The sequence below is a fragment of the Flavobacterium gawalongense genome (genome assembly GCF_007097265.1).
Classification (GTDB): domain Bacteria; phylum Bacteroidota; class Bacteroidia; order Flavobacteriales; family Flavobacteriaceae; genus Flavobacterium; species Flavobacterium gawalongense.
This window is the reverse complement of sequence record NZ_VJZP01000023.1, coordinates 15,428-31,323: the sequence shown is the minus strand read 5'-3', so window position 1 is coordinate 31,323 and position 15,896 is coordinate 15,428. Positions and strand designations below refer to the sequence as shown.

Genomic DNA, 15,896 nt, shown 5'->3' with positions numbered 1-15,896 from the left:
ACACCTATTAAAAATAACGACTAGGTGAAGTAATCTCCCGAAGAAAAATCGGGAGGATTTTCACTGCTATCCCTCACGCAAATAAAATACCTGACAGCCACTGGCAGTTTCCCCCCTTAATCTTACTCAACTCCCGATAGCAATCAAACGAAACAAATCTCACTAAAAACCTCAAAATCTAATTATGTAATTGCAATCTAAATTTTTAGTTAAATCATACTATTCGTATTTATAATTAGTTAATTAACATTTACTTAGTTCATAATTTAACTAAATTTACAATATATAAACCAGAGTGTATAAATTGTAAATTACACCCGAAATAAAATTATTAATTTATTAAGATATTAGATACAATTTTATACCACTCAAAAAATTAAAATAATTATTATGGGAACTACATATAGAAAACAAGAAGCTAAAGAAGTTGCGGAAGTAAAATCAGAAGAAGCATATAATTTAAGAGACTTATTTGAAGTTGGGTTGAAAGACATTTACTCAGCAGAAAAAGCATTGATTAAAACCTTACCGAATATGGTGAAAAATGCTTCATCACCAGAATTAGCCAACACCTTACAAAATCATTTGACTGAAACGAAAGAACATGTTTCCCGCTTGGAAGAAATATTTGAATCTAAGGGTATCAAAGCCGTTGCAAAAAAAAGTGAAGCTATAGAAGGATTAATAGAAGAGAGTAAGGGCATAATAGCAAAGACCGAAATAGGTGCCATGCGTGATGCTGGAATTATTGCCGCTGGACAAAAGTTAAAACAATATGAAATTGCTACCTATGATGCTTTACATTCATTTGCAGAAAATCTTGGTGAAAACAAAGCCGCAAATTTGCTCGCCATGACTCTAAATGAACAGAAAAAAGCGGATGCTGCTTTGAACGAAATTGCTCAATCTAACATCAATTTTAATGCTCAGAAGCAGATTTAATTGTAAATATTAAAAAGTAATTTTGATTAAGGATCAGTAATCATTTACTGTTTTTCAGATCTAAAGCCTGCCTAGTGCAGGCTTTTTTTATGGTTTAGTTTCAAACGAGTCTTACTTTTAAATCATGAGTTCTTCGGGTTTAACAGCTAATATCGGTTTCGCCAGATTTGGTTTTTAGGCTTAATTTTAAAGTCGGTCTTGTATTTGAATTAAAAGTGTTTATCCGAAAAATAAATCTAAATTTAATCCCAAAACCCAGGCAAAGCCTCAGGGACTTTATGCGGCAACTTAAAAAAACGAAAATGCACAACAAACTAATAAAATATTTTTCCGAAATTATGATACTTTCAGATGAAGAATCAGAGGCCATTGCTGAAACTATGAACATTCAACAGTTCAAAAAGGGAACTATTTTGCTAAAAGAAGGGCAAATATCGACAGAAGCATATTTTGTTTTAGAAGGCTGTGTTCGGCAATATTTTTTAGTTGACGGAGAAGAAAAAACCAACAATTTTTTTACTGAAGAACAATGGGTAATTTCTTTAAATAGCTTTAGTAAAAATAGTCCTTCGACCCATTATATGGCGTGTTGTATAGACACTGTTTTGGTAGTTGGCAATAGAGAAAAAGAAGAAGATTTGTATAAACGATTCCCGAAACTTGAAACGATTTCGAGAAAAGTAATGGAAAAAATATTTGCAGAACAACAGGAAATAATGGCGTCTTATACTACAGACTCACCAGAACAACGCTATATAAAATTATTAAAATCAAGACCCGATTTATTTCAAATAATACCACAATATCAAATAGCAAGTTATCTTGGGATTAAACCTGAATCATTAAGTAGAATTAAAAAAAGAGTTACTTTGAAAAAATAAACCAGACCTTGTCAACTTAGTATCGGTATTACTTGTCGGTCAATACTATTGCTACATTTCCTTTTTTGTGTCCTTTCTCAACATAAGTGTGTGCTATGGCAATCTGTTCTAAAGGATAAGTTCTATCAATGACCGATTTTAGTTTGCCAGCCTCAATAAGTTCTTTAAGAAAAATCATATCTTCAGCTTTTTCACTGATTACACCTGTCAGCACTTTCTTGGTACTGGTCATTGAAGTCCATATCCCTTGAAACATCTCAGACATTCCAGCTGCACTTAAAATCAAGATGCCACTTTTAATGAGAGACTTTAAGCTACAGTAAAAAGAAATCTTATTTACCGTATCAAAAATTACATCGTAAGTTTCACCGTTTTGAGTAAAATCTTCTTTGGTGTAATCTATTACGTTATCTGCTCCCAAAGATTTTACCATTTCAATATTCAATGTACTACAGACTCCTGTAACATTCGCTCCAAAATACTTTGCAAGTTGTACTGCAGCAGTTCCTACAGCTCCTGATGCACCGTAGATAAGAACTTTTTGTCCACGCTGAATATTCGCTTTTTTAAGAAAATGCAGTGCTGTTGTTCCTCCAAATGGAATAACTGCGGCCTCCATATGGGATATATTATTGGGTTTTAATGCCAAAACACCATTTTCTGGCAAACATTTATATTCCGCATAAGCACCAAAACTCATTCCTGTAGTACCAAAAACTGGACTACCAACCTTAAAGCGTTTTACATCTTTGCCTATTGCTTCAATTTCACCTGAAAGAACCCCTCCTAGAATATTCGTTTTGGGTTTCGTTAAACCAAAGAACAATCTTAATGCAAACGGGTCCGCTTTACGTAGTCTCCAGTCCCCTGAGTTTACTGCGGTTGCAAGAATTCGTATCAGAATTTCATTCTCTTTAGGCATTGGTTTTTCTACATCTTTAAGAGCAAGAACCTCTGGCGGGCCGTATTTTGTGTACACAATTGCTTTCATTTTGCCAATTTTAAAATTCATTTATTTTAATTACTTTTTAATAGATTGTCTTCTACTAATTCTACTAGGCAAAATTACTTGTCGTAAACTGTTCTCTCATTGACTTTAGTTAAGAAATAAATGGGAGGTGAATTTTGATATAAAATAGTATTTAATTATCCCAAATCGGATGAAATAAGGGCAAACGCATAACAACACCTATTCAAAAATGGCGGTCCAGTGCTTGGTAGAAAAGTTTTGTGCAAATTTGAAGTCCATTCTCCGAATAAAATTAAGTACTAAACCCAATAACTTCAAGTAATTGCTAAAAATGAAACGTTCTAATAATCCCCAAATACTTTAAAAATATAAAACGCTTTCGTTTTAATGGTTTTAAAATAATAACACTTCGCCTTTATCGCTCAGTTTTGTTCCAAATTTTGCAGACAACTGTTGCATGCGCTGGATACACCATTTGTAATCTTCACCTATGGCAAGATTCACCTGATACTTTGAAATCAAAACTGGAATGAGTACTACCTTTTCAATTCGCTGTTTAGAAACTTCCACCTTAAAGAAAAAGGAATGGTCATTTTTTAAATAAGGGTCAACTACGTAATCATCGACAAAATCTCCTGTATCATACAGAATCAATTTATGGTTGTATACTTCTATGCCTTGGAAATTATGTGCACTATGACCATGAATAATTGCTGCCCCGTGATCAATCATCGCATGCGCAAAATCAACGAAATGCCTTTCAGGCTCCTCATTCATATTAGGTCCCCAGTGAATACTGACAATAACAATGTCTGTTTCTTTACGCAATTTCGCTATAGCCGTCAATGCCTTATTGCAGTCATTCTCATTAGAAATATCAATATAATTAACGCCACAAGCAGAAATCCCAGCCTTCCACCTAGGTTCATTATCTGTAAAACCCAGCACTCCCAGCGTATTATTTTTGGTAGTGAGAATAACTGGCTTTTCGGCTTCATTTTCATTCATTCCTGCGCCGGCATGTAGTATACCAGCCGCATTTAGAGTTTGAATGGTTTCAATTAACCCTTCTTCTGAAAAATCTAATATATGATTATTGGCGATGTTGGCAACTGTTATATTGGCAACTGTCAGGGTTTTAATTCTATCAGGAGTTGCTTTAAAATTAAAGGTCTTGAAAATTTTTTTAGTACTGTTAGTCAGTGCGGCTTCCAAGTTAATGATATTGATATCCGTATTTTTTAATACCGGCAACACATTTCCCCAAGGATAGGCATATCCGTTATTACTGATAGTTGCATTGACACCTCTGCCTATCATCACGTCCCCTGTTAACCCAATGGTAATGGTGTTATCACTCATAATTACTTGGTTATTACGCCTCCATACAAGATTAAAATAAGCGCCGAAAAAAAATAATTATCGGCAGTGGGCAAATAGGATTGCCACCATTGGAAGTGAATAAGCGTCTTTATAAAAGAATTTATCTTTTATAAATCTGATAAAGGACACCTCTTTTCTATTCCTAAGAATAGTTACTCCGTTTTATTCCTTTTTTAATAACTACTCTTTTTTTCCATTTTTCTTTTTTTCATCATTCCGTTCATATACATTTTGTCTCCATTTTTCATCATCACATGGTCTTTCATTTTCATCATTTTATTTTCTTGAGCTACAACTCCTAAAGAGCATATAGCAATTACCATAATTACAAATAATTTTTTTTACAATATCTTGATTTTTAAATATTTATAACAAAATTTTGAGTGTTAAAATTACAAAAAATATATTCGTATTGGTAATTTCCATCTGACAATTTTTAAAACAAAAATCTTCTTCTTAGAAAAGAATTTTTATTACAAAATCAGACACGTGATTTCACTTAAAATAAATCCAAAAAAACAATCAACCCCTATAAAAACATCAAATTATAATCTTGAGAGATATTCCTTAATTTTTAGAATACTTACCTCTTACATACACATAAACATTTAATTAACAGACGACTATATTAATTTTATCTAATTTTATATGCTCTACATAATATAAGTATAATAATTAAAAACTGTAAAAATGGAAACAAAAAATCAGACAACAATGACCACTGAATCCAACAAACAAAAACTCTTAATTATAAGAGAATTTAATGCAACCCAAGCGCTTGTTTGGAAAGCCTGGACTGATCCTGAAAAATTCATGAAGTGGTGGGGACCCAAAAATTTTACTTGTCCATTCTGTAAAATCGATTTTAAAGTTGGGGGCAAATATCTTTACTGTATGCGATCCCCTGAGGGTCAGGATTTTTGGGGTACTGGAACCTTTACCGAAATTGTTCCCATGGAGCAAATTGTATACACGGACTCCTTTGCAGATGAGAAAGGAAATCTAGTTCCGTCAACTTATTATGGAATGGAAGGTTTCCCGTTAGAATTACAGGTAACGGTGACATTTGAAGAGCATGACGCTAAAACAAAAATGACTCTTACTCATGTGGGGATTCCATCAGGTAAAATGACCGATTTAACCAATGCTAGCTGGAACGAATCTTTTGACAAGCTCGCAGAAAGTTTAAAATAATTGGGAATGGAAATATTTCTAAAAACAAATCTCACGGATTATAAAATCCGTGAGATTAATAAAAAACGAAGAATCCTCCTTTTTTAGTTATCCAAAAAAGATTCGCTACTAACCGAACAGACAATTTTCGAAGTCTCTTAATCATAACCTCAAATCTCGCACAGGAACCATTAAAAAACATAAACACATGAAAATGAATGAATTTACTTAAAATAATGATGTTTTTTGACATTATATAAAGGGATATTTAATTATCTTTGAGATGGTAATAAGAATCCTTTTTTGCAAAATATACCTTCTTATATTTGACAACTTACAAAAGTTTATAGTGTCTCACAAAAGAATTAGCCACAGACATAAAACACGTAAAATGAGAACAGCATTTTTGATATTTGTTTTAGTTCATACACTACTCCACTTATTTGGATTTGTTAAAGTTTTTGAATTATCAATTATTAAGAAAATCACACAACCCGTCTCAAAACCATTAGGTCTGGTTTGGTTACTTGTCTATAAATAGGCAAGTACTACAAAGTATCGAATAAATGCTTCGTAATTACTAAAAATAGATAGCATGAAAAAGATATTCTTTCTATTATTTTTTCATTTATCAATTATTCCTTTTGCTTTTTCTCAAGAGGCAAGAGACATTGTAAAAAAAGCAGACGAAAAAGCCAAAGGAAAAACTTCTGTCGCCAGCATTACTATTCAAACCATACGTCCCAGCTGGTCACGGGAAATGAGTGTAAAAGCCTGGACAAAAGGCAATGATTTGAGCTTGATATTGGTTTTGGCTCCAGCCAAAGAAAAAGGCGTGGTGTTTTTGAAACGGAAAAAAGAAGTTTGGAACTGGATTCCTTCCATTGAAAGAAACATCAAAATGCCACCTTCGATGATGAGCCAGAGTTGGATGGGAACGGATTTTACCAACGATGATTTGGTAAAAGAAGCCTCCATTCTGGAAGATTACAATCATTCCTTTTTGAAAGAAGTTGTTATTGATGGTAGATCTTGTTATAAAATCCAACTGCTACCCAAACCCAAATCGGCAGTGGTTTGGGGAAAAGTCATTATGGATATTGACAAAAAAGATTTCATGATGCTGCATGTCGAATATTTTGATGAAGACGGCGCCCTCATTAACACCATGCATTGTACCGATATAAAACTATTGGGCGGTCGCTTATTACCCGCCAGAATGGAAATGGTTCCTGCAAACAAAAAAGGAAACAAAACCGTCTTGCTATACAACTCACTAATTTTTGACACACCCCTGGACGATTCTTTCTTTACCACCCAAAACATAACCAAAGTAAAATGATTCTGAAATTAATCTGGAGAAATCTTTGGCGCAACAGCCGACGTACGCTAATTACCATGGCTTCGATCGCGTTTGCCGTTTTATTTGCCGTTTTGATGAAATCCTTTCAGAATGGAGTTTTCAATAATTTAATTAAAAATGTGGTAGGTTATTATTCTGGTTATGTCCAAATTCACCAAAACGGGTATTGGGACGAACAGGTTCTGGACAACAGCTTTGCTTTAGAAAATTCTTTAACAGCCCAACTCCAACAAAATCCCCAAATAACAGCAATCGTTCCTCGATTGGAAACTTTTGTTTTGGCCTCCAAAGGAAATACAACCAAAGGATGCCTGCTGGTGGGTACTGATGCCGTGAGAGAAAATAATTTGACCCAATTGAAAAGCAAATTAATAAAAGGAACTTATTTCGAAAAAAATGAAGAAGCAGTTCTCCTTGCCGAAGGTTTGTCCAAACGATTGGATGTAAGCGTCAACGATACCATTGTACTTTTTGGTCAGGGTTTTCATGGTGTTATGGCGGCCGGAAAATACAAAATAAAAGGCATTGTTCATTTGGCTTCGCCTGCTATGAATGATGCTTTTGTGTATTTGCCATTGGCTGCAGCCCAATATTTTTTGAGCGCCGAAAACAGACTCACATCTGTTTCATTGGGAATTGACAATCCGGAAAACACAGATGCAATTGTACAAAATCTAAAGAATGCTATTGGAGAAAAATATGAAGTAATGCCTTGGCAGGAAATGATGCCGGAAATCGCCAATCACATCAAGGCCGACGGTTTTTCCTTTTACATCTTTTCGGGGATTTTATACCTCATCATTGGCTTCGGACTTTTTGGAACGGTTTTAATGATGACTGCCGAACGCAAATATGAATTTGGAATGCTGATTGCCATTGGGATGAAAAAAACAAAATTAGAACTGATTTTACTGGGAGAAACATTGCTTATTACTTTTTTTGGTGTGCTTTTGGGGTTTTTGTTAAGCTTGCCATTAGTAATTTATTTGAAAGAAAGACCCATTCGTTTTGGAGGAGAAATAGCCAAAGTATATGAACAATTTGGTTTTGAAGCCCTCTTCCCTACCGATGTGGACCAAAGCATTTTTCTAACCCAATCCCTTATTGTTTTGGCAATGGCAATAGTTATTGGCTTGTATCCGCTTTGGCATGTAAGGGGTTTAGATCCTGTGAAAGCAATGAAAAAATAAAATGAAATCATCATGTTGACAAAAATAGCCAGCAGAAATATTTGGAGGAGTAAAAAACGAAGCCTAACCATTATCACAGCGGTAAGCATTGGTTTATGGGCGGGTATTTTTATGATGGCATTTTATAACGGCATGATTGAACAACGCGTGAATACAGCTATTACAAGCGAATTATCCCATATTCAATTGCATCATCCCGAGTTCAGAAAAGAGTACGAAATAAAGTATTATTTGCCGAAAGGCAGAAAAACACTCGAAATCATTGACAAAGACAGCAAAATAAAAGCCGCTTCAGGACGCATTATTATTAAAGGAATGATTGCTTCGGCCTCCGGAAGCAGCGGTATCACCATAAACGGAGTGATGCCCGCCGAGGAACAAAAACTCACCAATCTTAAAGGAAAAATAATCAAAGGAAATTATTTCAATCCCCAAAAGACAAACGAAATCATCCTGAGTGAAAAGCTCCGCAAAAAACTAAAATTGAACCTCAACAAAAAAACCATTCTGACTTTTCAGGATAAGGAAGGCAATCTGGCATCAGCGGCTTTCCGAATTACGGCCCTTTACAAAACCACAAATACGCCTTATGACGACAGTAATGTTTTTGTGAAAATTACCGATATTGATTCGCTGGCAGGAATTCCAAATGCCATAAATGAAATTGCCGTTTTACTGCAATCCAATAAATTACTGGACGAAAGTCAAACCCATCTGAAGCAAAAATTTCCCGGAACAGAAATAAAAAACTGGAGGGAAATAGCGCCGGAACTGGGATTAACAGTTTCCGTGGGTGACCAAATGGTCTTTATTTTTATGGGAATTATTCTGTTGGCGTTGGCTTTTGGAATTGTTAATACGATGATGATGGCGGTATTGGAAAGAACACGCGAAATAGGAATGTTGCTGGCTTTGGGCATGAATAAATTTAAAATATTCATGATGATTCTACTGGAAACTTTTTTTCTGATTTTGGCGGGTTGTCCGTTCGGCATAATGCTTGCCTTTGCTTCTATTGGGATTACCCAGAAAACTGGAATCGACTTTAGCCGCTTCTCTGATGTCTATTCGAGTTTTGGTTACAGTTCCATAATTTATCCCAATTTGACTTCAAGGCAGTTTGTAATTATAATGCTTTTAGTCTTGCTTACCGCTCTATTTTCGGCTTTATTTCCGGCGAGAAGAGCATTACAATTGAATCCGGCAGAATCTTTAAAAAAATAATTACCATGCAAGAAACAGTAATAGATGCGCACAATTTGTCGAAAATATACGATGAAAAAACCATTCCGGTTTATGCGTTAAACAAAGTACATCTTCATATTTCTCGTGGTGAATTTACGGCAATCAAAGGCCCTTCCGGATCAGGAAAAACCACTTTACTGAATATGATTGGTGGTTTGGATATTCCTTCTGAAGGTTTTGTCGAAATTAACGGAACCAACATCACGAAGCTGAAAGGCAATGAGCTAATTGACTTTCGGCTGAATAATATTGGTTTTGTGTTTCAATCCTATAATTTGATTCCGGTGCTTACCGCCAAAGAAAACATTGAGTTTATCATGCTATTGCAAAAGCGTCCCAAAAAAGAAATGGAGCAACGGGTTCAGGAATTACTGAAAGAAATAGGATTGGAAGATAAAATTAATAAACGTCCCCGGGAATTATCCGGCGGACAACAACAACGTGTAGCCGTAGCGAGAGCATTGGCACCAAAACCCCAATTCATTTTGGCAGATGAACCCACGGCAAATCTCGATTCAGTTTCCGCAGAAAATTTATTAAACATAATGTTGAAACTCAATCAGGAAGAGAATATGACTTTTGTTTTTTCTACACACGACCAAAGAGTCATCAATCGAGCCCGAAGAGTCATCACACTGGAAGACGGAAAAATTGTTGCCGATACTGCGCCAACAGCCGTCATACATGAACAAACTGAAATAAAATAAATTATTGTGAAATTTTGCAACTACATCTTAACCGGAATTTTATATTTCATCTGCCTGACAGTTGTTGCGCAAACGGAGGAAACAAAAACGCCGTGGATAGAACTGAACGGCTATATCAAAGACATACAAAGCACTTATTTTATTCAGAAAATTGATTCGAATGCCTCGGTTAATCTGATTCATAATCGATTGAATTTCAAATTTAATATTTCGCCTAAAATAAGTGGAAGACTGGAAATTCGCAATCGTATTTTTTATGGGGAACAAATCAAACAGATTCCTGATTTTGGTAAAACCATCAACCAATACAATGGTTTATTGAATCTTTCCCATTTATGGATAGACGAAAAATCATTTGTGGCACATTCGGTTATCGATAGGATGCTGATTCAATATGGGGATGAAAAATGGGATATCAAAATTGGTAGGCAACGCATCAACTGGGGCATTAACAACATTTGGAATCCAAATGATATTTTCAATGCCTATAACTTTTTGGATTTTGATTATGAAGAACGACCTGGCAATGATGCAATTCGAATTCAGCGTAATTTGAATACTAATTCAGTTTTGGAACTGGCTTACAAACCAGGAAAAAACAAAGAGGAACATACCGCTGCTTTCTTATATAAATTTAATAAATGGAAATATGATTTTCAGTTTTTGGGAGGAGTTTACCAAACCGATTATGTTTTTGGCGGCGGTTGGGCCGGCAATATCAAAGAGGCTGGTTTCAAAGGCGAAATGAGTTATTTTATTCCAAAAAAAAATACTTTGGACACATCCGAAACATTCAGCTTTTCCATCATGGCCGACCAAACTTTTAAAAACGATTGGTACATTTCGCTCGCGAGTTTATACAACAGTAATCCTACGAATGTTTTTGCAGGAAACGGAAGTTTTTACAATTCTAATTTGTCAGCGAAATTGCTGTTTCCGTTCCGTTATAATTTTTATGCGACGGTTATGAAAACAATTTCCCCTATTGCATCATTCAACTTTTCGTTTATTTATTCGCCCGAAAAAAATACGTTGATTGTTGTTCCCTCTTATGCGTGGAATGTGGCGACCAATTTTGATTTGGATTTTACGGCGCAATCTTTTTTTGCGGAGCAGACGAATTCCTATAAGAATTTAATAACTCAAATTTATATCAGGGGCAGATGGAGTTTTTAGAAAATGGATTTAGAATAAAATTATCCTGCGTAACAAATAGTACTGAATTGCTTTTCATGTTGTATTACTTTTGTATACAACAGATACATTCTCTTTTATACCACAACTGCTTTTTAGTATAGAAGAACATATCATTTTTTGGAAGAAATAATAAAAACAACTGTTACTAAATAATAAATTAAAATGAAAGTAGAAAAAATAATTAAAGAGAAACTAGGTACCATAGTAGATGTGCGCAGCCACGATGAATTTATGGGCGGTCATGTTGCAGGTTCCATTAATATTCCCCTGAATGAAATTCCGCAAAGAATTGAAGAATTACGAACTCTTAAAGCACCGCTGGTACTTTGTTGTGCATCGGGAAACCGAAGTGGACAGGCACAGCTTTTTCTGACTGAACATGGAATCGAATGTTACAATGGCGGTTCATGGTTAGATGTAAATTATCATCAATCTCAAATTAGCTAAGTAAAATGATCAACATACTCAAAAAATTATTCGGGTTAGGACCAAAAGTGGACTATGCTGAATTAATAAAACAAGGAGCCATTGTTTTGGATGTTCGAAGTAAAGGTGAATATACCGGAGGACATATAAAAGGTGCTGTAAATATTCCTGTCGATACTTTGAGAAATAACCTATCCCAACTAAAAGACAAGAACCAAACAATTATTACTTGTTGCGCCTCAGGAATGCGAAGCGCTTCCGCAAAAAGTATTTTGAAATCAAATGGATTTACCCAAGTGTACAACGGTGGCGGATGGCGTAGTCTTCAAAATAAAATTGGATAATAAGACAAAAGCAATCAACAAATAAAGCAAGTTAAATTTTAAAAAAAATCATATTATTCGTATTTACAATTAGTTAATTAACAATTGATTTGATTATAGTTTGTTTAATTTTATAGTATTAAAAAAGTAAGTAATGAGTTTGTATGATAAAGCACCAAATTTAGTACCACTTACAACAATTAATCTTAAAAAAACAACTATTATGAGAACTGAAAGTAGTAAAAACGAACCTTTTAAAGGAGCTGTTCAAGCAAAATCAAATGCAGCACATGGATTGAGAGATTTATTTGAAGTTGGATTGAAAGACATTTATTGGGCAGAAAAAGTATTGACTAAAACGTTACCAAAAATGGTAAAAAATGCTTCATCGCCAGAATTAGTTAACTCATTAAAAAACCAGTTAAGTGAGACACAAGAACACGTATCACGTCTGGAAAAAATATTTGAAGTAACAGGTATTGCACCAATAGCAAAAAAATGTGATGCCATGCAAGGTATATTGAAAGAGACTAATGGTCTTATCAGAGAAACTGATATTGGTATGGTACGCGATGCCGGACTTATTGCAGCGGATCAAAAGGTAAAACATTATGAAATTGCAACCTATGGCACTTTACATGCATTTGCAAAAACGCTGGGTGAAAATAAAGCGGCAGAATTGCTCGCTATGAATCTTAATGAAGAGAAAAAAACTGATGCTACATTAACTGGAATTGCTTTATCTGCTGTCAATAGACAAGCTTATAGAGCAGACGCAATTACAAATACTTAGAATGTAATTTTAATTTGAGAATAGTAATAACTTACTGTTTCTCTATTTGATATAAAGCCTGCATTGAGCAGGCTTTTTTTGTGGATTATTGTTATCTAAATTAGTAATTCAGATAATCCCAAACTGCAACTTATTGCTACATTAAATATTCAAAAAAACTTTTGCGGTAACCCTAAATAAAAATTACATTTGCAGCAGTTTAACTTTTACACACAAAATGAAGCCTAACACACAACAATTAAACGATTTAACTATCCAAGTCAGAAGAGATATTCTTCGAATGGTTCACGCTGTCAATTCAGGTCACCCGGGAGGTTCTCTAGGTTGTACTGAATTTCTTGTAACCTTATACCAAAACTTGATGGAACGTAAAGAAGGATTTGATATGGACGGAATTGGAGAAGATCTTTTCTTCCTTTCAAACGGACATATTTCTCCAGTATTTTATAGCGTTTTAGCGAGAAGTGGGTATTTCCCAGTATCGGAACTAGCTACTTTCCGTCTTATTAATTCAAGATTACAAGGACATCCAACCACTCATGATGGTTTACCTGGAGTGCGAATAGCATCAGGTTCTCTTGGACAGGGATTATCTGTTGGGATTGGTGCTGCACAAGCAAAAAAATTAAATGGTGATAACCATATTATTTACACGCTTCACGGAGATGGTGAGTTACAGGAAGGTCAAAACTGGGAAGCCATTATGTATGCTTCTGCAAAAAAAGTAGACAACCTTATTGCTACAATCGATTTAAACGGAAAACAAATTGACGGTACTACAGACGAAGTTTTATGTATGGGAAGTATCCGCGCTAAGTTTGAAGCTTTTGATTGGGATGTTTTGGAAATCGCAAGAGGAAACGATATTGAAGCCATTATTGCCGGAATGACTGATGCAAAATCAAGAACTGGAAAAGGAAAACCGGTTTGCGTATTATTGCATACTGAAATGGGTAATGGTGTAGATTTTATGATGTATAGTCATGCTTGGCATGGTAAAGCACCAAATGACACACAACTTGAAAATGCTTTAGGCCAAAACTATTCTGAAGACGAAACTGACTACTAATTTAGTATTCAGTGTTCAGTCGCAGTATTTATTCCCGATAACTATCGAGATAATCAGGGTTTTTTAGTAATCCAAAAAAACGTAGTGTCTTTGTGCCTTTGTGGCCCAGAACCTTAAAAAGAAAATAAATGAAAAAATATACAAATACAGGAAGTAAAGATACTCGTTCGGGTTTTGGAGCGGGAATGACCGAATTAGGTCAGACCAATGAAAATGTTGTTGCACTTTGTGCTGACTTAATTGGTTCATTAAAATTTGACGATTTCAAGAAAAATCATCCGGAGCGTTTTTTCCAAATTGGAATTGCTGAAGCAAACATGATTGGAATTGCAGCGGGTTTAACTATTGGAGGAAAAATTCCTTTCACTGGAACTTTCGCTAACTTTTCTACAGGAAGAGTGTACGATCAAATTCGTCAATCCGTTGCCTATTCTGAGAAAAATGTGAAAATTTGTGCTTCGCATGCAGGATTAACTTTAGGTGAAGATGGTGCAACACACCAAATCCTTGAAGACATTGGATTAATGAAAATGTTACCGGGAATGACTGTAATCAATACTTGTGATTACAATCAAACTAAAGCGGCGACTTTAGCATTAGCAGATCACCATGGTCCAGTTTACTTGCGTTTTGGACGTCCGGTTGTCCCTAACTTTATGCCATCAGATGAACCTTTCGTAATTGGAAAAGCAATTTTATTAAACGAAGGTACCGATGTAACAATTGTTGCTACAGGCCATTTAGTTTGGGAAGCGCTTATTGCTGCTGAAGCATTGGAAGCTAAAGGTATTTCTGCTGAAGTAATCAACATTCATACGATCAAACCATTGGATGAAGAAGCGATTTTGAAATCATTGGCAAAAACAAAATGCATCGTTACTGCTGAAGAGCATAACATTCTTGGTGGTCTTGGCGAAAGCGTTTCCAGAGTATTGGCATTGCATCACCCAGCTCCGCAAGAGTTTGTTGCAGTAAATGACAGCTTCGGAGAATCTGGAACACCAGAACAATTAATGGAAAAATACAAATTGAACAATCAAGCGATTGTCGAAGCTGTAGAAAGAGTTATTAAAAGAAAATAATTAATTCATTTCCGGATATAAAAAATCCCGTTACAATAATTTTGTAACGGGATTTTTTGCTTTATGCCTTATCTTAAAATAAGTTGATTTTTATGTCAACTTATTTTAGAATGTTAGACATTTTATAATTTTATGGATGACAAGTTGCATCTAAATAATTTTTCTTCCCCGAAGTACAACTTGGAATATCTGCAAATAGATAAGGCAATCCGGTAGCCGGATTTTTAATTTCTAGTTTAGTGGTATAGTTGTCACCATCATCATCTACATCATAAAAATTGGGAATACCATCTCTATCTGTGTCATCTTTAACAGCCCCCCCTTTTATCAATTCTCTTACATATGGCATATATCGATCTCCGTCTAAATCTTCTAAATGATCAGAAATCCCGTCATTGTCGTGATCTAATCTTTTAATTTCATATAACTTGAAACTAAAAATCAGAGGAGCATAGGCTGGAATACCACCACTTCCTGAAGAATAATAGCCTAATCCTGACGGTATAAACATAACACCTGCACCAAAGTCATTGTAAGAAATCGTACCGTCAATATTTGACGTATAAGTACCCGTTTTAAATTGCGGCAAAATCTCTTTCCATCCTTTTATAATATCTTGCCCTGATGCCATTAAGTCAATTCCTGATAAATCTGTCATTTGTTGAGGAAACTTAATTTCCTGAAAAAAAGTTGTTGAAAGCGTCGTTACTTCAGAAACTGTTTGACGATACAAATAATCTCCTTTATAAGAAATCAATAAACCATCTGAATTACAAGGAAATTCCCCCACTCCTTCACGCAATACTAAATAATATACTTTATAAGTAATATCGTTTTGACTTACTTCTCTACTCAAAAGTTTAGGATAACTTGCATTATCCTTATAAGACCATACAGAAGCTTGAGTTCCTCCAGTTGGAATCTTTGTAAAGGTAACATCTTGATCATCTGCAAAACTTGGGTGATCAACAACAGTTATATAATAGGTTTTTAAATATTCTTCAATGTCAGTATTATCAGTGGCATATTGTACTGCATAATCTCTAAGTGGCTCAACTGTAGCGGTATCATTCTTCGAACATGAAAATAAAGAGAGGGTTGTAATTAATAGAATAAAATAATACTTAAATTTGTTCATTATAGCTAAATTTT

At 34.9% G+C, this 15,896-nt stretch carries 17 protein-coding genes; 13 read left to right on the top strand and 4 right to left on the bottom strand.

What is annotated here, in order from left to right; all coding sequences use genetic code 11:
- Positions 1–390 precede the first annotated feature (390 nt).
- Complete coding sequence (locus FNW38_RS12270) at positions 391–942, top strand: YciE/YciF ferroxidase family protein (protein ID WP_143388635.1); 552 nt, start codon at positions 391–393, stop codon at positions 940–942.
- A gap of 302 nt (positions 943–1,244) precedes the next feature.
- Complete coding sequence (locus FNW38_RS12265; RefSeq protein ID WP_143388634.1) at positions 1,245–1,823, top strand: Crp/Fnr family transcriptional regulator; 579 nt, start codon at positions 1,245–1,247, stop codon at positions 1,821–1,823.
- A 28-nt stretch (positions 1,824–1,851) separates the two neighbouring features.
- Here the strand turns inward: FNW38_RS12265 and FNW38_RS12260 are convergent, their stop codons facing one another.
- The 3 genes from FNW38_RS12260 to FNW38_RS17510 form a co-directional block, all read right to left on the bottom strand.
- On the bottom strand, positions 1,852–2,814 hold the full coding sequence (locus FNW38_RS12260; protein WP_143388633.1) for an NAD(P)-dependent alcohol dehydrogenase: 963 nt from the start codon (positions 2,812–2,814) through the stop codon (positions 1,852–1,854).
- A 372-nt stretch (positions 2,815–3,186) separates the two neighbouring features.
- Positions 3,187–4,155: a CapA family protein gene (locus FNW38_RS12255; protein ID WP_143388632.1), complete on the bottom strand. Its 969-nt coding sequence runs from the start codon at positions 4,153–4,155 to the stop codon at positions 3,187–3,189.
- Between the two features lie 194 nt (positions 4,156–4,349).
- Positions 4,350–4,499 (bottom strand): hypothetical protein, encoded by a 150-nt coding sequence (locus tag FNW38_RS17510; protein ID WP_185963138.1) that lies wholly within the window; start codon positions 4,497–4,499, stop codon positions 4,350–4,352.
- 367 nt (positions 4,500–4,866) lie between these two features.
- Here FNW38_RS17510 and FNW38_RS12250 point away from each other — a divergent pair, with 367 nt between their 5' ends.
- From FNW38_RS12250 to FNW38_RS12200, 11 genes are all read left to right on the top strand, one after another.
- Positions 4,867–5,370 carry an SRPBCC family protein gene (locus tag FNW38_RS12250; RefSeq protein WP_218043734.1) on the top strand — a complete coding sequence of 168 codons (504 nt, stop codon included), beginning with the start codon at positions 4,867–4,869 and terminating at the stop codon, positions 5,368–5,370.
- A 574-nt stretch (positions 5,371–5,944) separates the two neighbouring features.
- A complete protein-coding gene (locus FNW38_RS12245) occupies positions 5,945–6,691 on the top strand; it encodes an outer membrane lipoprotein-sorting protein (protein ID WP_143388631.1) in 747 nt (248 codons plus the stop codon).
- Positions 6,688–7,902, top strand: coding sequence for an ABC transporter permease (locus FNW38_RS12240; protein ID WP_143388630.1), 1,215 nt, complete (start codon positions 6,688–6,690; stop codon positions 7,900–7,902). The genes FNW38_RS12245 and FNW38_RS12240 overlap by 4 nt, the downstream gene beginning before the upstream one ends.
- 12 nt (positions 7,903–7,914) lie before the next feature.
- A complete protein-coding gene (locus FNW38_RS12235) occupies positions 7,915–9,126 on the top strand; it encodes an ABC transporter permease (protein ID WP_143388629.1) in 1,212 nt (403 codons plus the stop codon).
- A gap of 5 nt (positions 9,127–9,131) precedes the next feature.
- Positions 9,132–9,854 (top strand): ABC transporter ATP-binding protein, encoded by a 723-nt coding sequence (locus FNW38_RS12230; protein ID WP_143388628.1) that lies wholly within the window; start codon positions 9,132–9,134, stop codon positions 9,852–9,854.
- A 6-nt stretch (positions 9,855–9,860) separates the two neighbouring features.
- The gene (locus FNW38_RS12225) at positions 9,861–11,030 is read left to right on the top strand and encodes a hypothetical protein (protein ID WP_143388627.1); all 1,170 of its coding nucleotides are present in this window, start codon (positions 9,861–9,863) and stop codon (positions 11,028–11,030) included.
- A 183-nt stretch (positions 11,031–11,213) separates the two neighbouring features.
- A complete protein-coding gene (locus FNW38_RS12220) occupies positions 11,214–11,498 on the top strand; it encodes a rhodanese-like domain-containing protein (protein WP_143388626.1) in 285 nt (94 codons plus the stop codon).
- 5 nt (positions 11,499–11,503) lie between these two features.
- The gene (locus FNW38_RS12215) at positions 11,504–11,821 is read left to right on the top strand and encodes a rhodanese-like domain-containing protein (protein WP_143388625.1); all 318 of its coding nucleotides are present in this window, start codon (positions 11,504–11,506) and stop codon (positions 11,819–11,821) included.
- 133 nt (positions 11,822–11,954) lie between these two features.
- On the top strand, positions 11,955–12,593 hold the full coding sequence (locus FNW38_RS12210) for a YciE/YciF ferroxidase family protein (RefSeq protein WP_235890213.1): 639 nt from the start codon (positions 11,955–11,957) through the stop codon (positions 12,591–12,593).
- 217 nt (positions 12,594–12,810) lie between these two features.
- On the top strand, positions 12,811–13,662 hold the full coding sequence (locus FNW38_RS12205; RefSeq protein ID WP_143388624.1) for a transketolase: 852 nt from the start codon (positions 12,811–12,813) through the stop codon (positions 13,660–13,662).
- A gap of 128 nt (positions 13,663–13,790) precedes the next feature.
- Entirely contained in the window at positions 13,791–14,744 is a 954-nt protein-coding gene (locus FNW38_RS12200; protein WP_143388623.1) for a transketolase family protein, read from the top strand.
- Between the two features lie 130 nt (positions 14,745–14,874).
- On the opposite strand, the gene FNW38_RS12195 is transcribed toward FNW38_RS12200, so the two are convergent.
- Positions 14,875–15,882 (bottom strand): FKBP-type peptidyl-prolyl cis-trans isomerase, encoded by a 1,008-nt coding sequence (locus FNW38_RS12195; protein ID WP_143388622.1) that lies wholly within the window; start codon positions 15,880–15,882, stop codon positions 14,875–14,877.
- Positions 15,883–15,896: the final 14 nt, after the last annotated feature.